This window comes from Bacillus sp. SM2101 (assembly GCF_018588585.1).
Taxonomy (GTDB): domain Bacteria; phylum Bacillota; class Bacilli; order Bacillales; family SM2101; genus Nanhaiella; species Nanhaiella sioensis.
Genome location: NZ_JAEUFG010000102.1, coordinates 1 through 1,327, shown reverse-complemented (window position 1 = coordinate 1,327; position 1,327 = coordinate 1). Strand labels below are relative to the sequence as shown.

Below are 1,327 nucleotides of genomic sequence, written 5' to 3'. Positions count from 1 at the left end.
ATGCAAGTGATGTGAATTTCATTTTAGGATTAGATTTTGCTATTTCTGCTATCCTTAGTAGTTTTGTTTCCATTTAAATATACCTACCTCTGTGTGTAGTAAATGTGTCTCTAGTAAGGTTAATAACTAGGTAACAGCCTTTCCTCCATCGGCATTACCCAACTTCATTGGTACTACGCTGCTACCCGACTCCCTACAACGGCATTTGATTTTCTTGCTTTTTATCGCTTGTACACCATACTCTTCTAAACAAAAGAAAAGACCGGTAGGGTCTCCCGAGTTGCCGTATCATATCAATGTATAACGTGCCAAGGTCTATGACTCCAGAGAGGTTTTCCTTTCTTGCCTTTAACGAAAGATAAAATGTAGCTTTCTGCAGCGCATAAAGCATCAGCCCTCTCGATTCACAATTATTATGGAGCTCAATCCCTTCAACCAGTTGGCTTTCGGCCCGCCACCTAACTGTCTACGCTTAAAGACTAAAGTTACCTTTAGTCCTCCAAGACTCGCTACGAGTGAATGGCTAGTTCTTACTCGACGGGAATCCCACCCGTTATATGATACGACCTAAGCTCGGCTGTTATGATCCCCTTATAGTAGACACTTATATTAAAGCGCAGTATGCTTGTCTACCATAAGGGGGATTTTTTTATGGAGAAAGATAGAAAAACTTATGATATTAACTTTAAGAAAAAAGTTGTAGAACAGTACCAAATCACTAAGAACTATGCTGCAGTTGCTAGGGAATTTAACATACATCGTAAAAATGTACAACGCTGGGTCAATCATTACAATAATGAAGGAACAAGAGGACTTCGGGAAAGACGAGGAAGAAAAAAAGAGTTTGGTAAAGTCACTCATATTCGCAACGAACATCCAGAACAGAAAATAAAACGATTAGAAGCAGAGAATGAATTTTTAAAAAAGCTCTTATCGATGAAAAAGGGGGAATGAACACATCACCGAATAATAAATATCAGATCATTTATGATTTAGCTCAAATGAATTATTCAATTCAGCTTTTATGCTTTGTGGCGGAAGTATCTAGAAGTGGATATTACAAGTGGTTAGAACGTGAGACATTTCCTTCGGAAAGGAAAAGAGAGGATATAGAAATCAAGAAAAAAATAATGGAGTGCCACCGTAAGTATAAAGGTATATATGGTTACAGAAGGATTCAAGTTTGGTTAAGAGTTACATATGAAATTCATATAAACCATAAACGAGTCCAACGATTAATGAAGGATCTGGGTATTAAATCTGTCATTAGGAAGAAACGACCTTATTATGGAAGGAAAGAAGCTTATCTGATTTCAAACAATTATCT

2 protein-coding genes are annotated in these 1,327 nt (G+C 37.2%); both read left to right on the top strand.

The annotated features are described in order from the left end of the window. The first annotated feature begins 651 nt into the window (after positions 1-651). Positions 652-954 carry a helix-turn-helix domain-containing protein gene (locus tag JM172_RS24410; RefSeq protein WP_214484967.1) on the top strand — a complete coding sequence of 101 codons (303 nt, stop codon included), beginning with the start codon at positions 652-654 and terminating at the stop codon, positions 952-954. After that, positions 951-1,327 (top strand): IS3 family transposase (locus JM172_RS24405; protein ID WP_214484966.1); only part of this gene is annotated, 377 nt, incomplete at its 3' end. The genes JM172_RS24410 and JM172_RS24405, both read left to right, overlap by 4 nt.

Bases quoted from the DNA above. Each gene is read 5' to 3' on its own strand.
- JM172_RS24410 (WP_214484967.1), top strand. From the start codon at position 652: ATGGAGAAAGATAGAAAAACTTATGATATTAACTTTAAGAAAAAAGTT.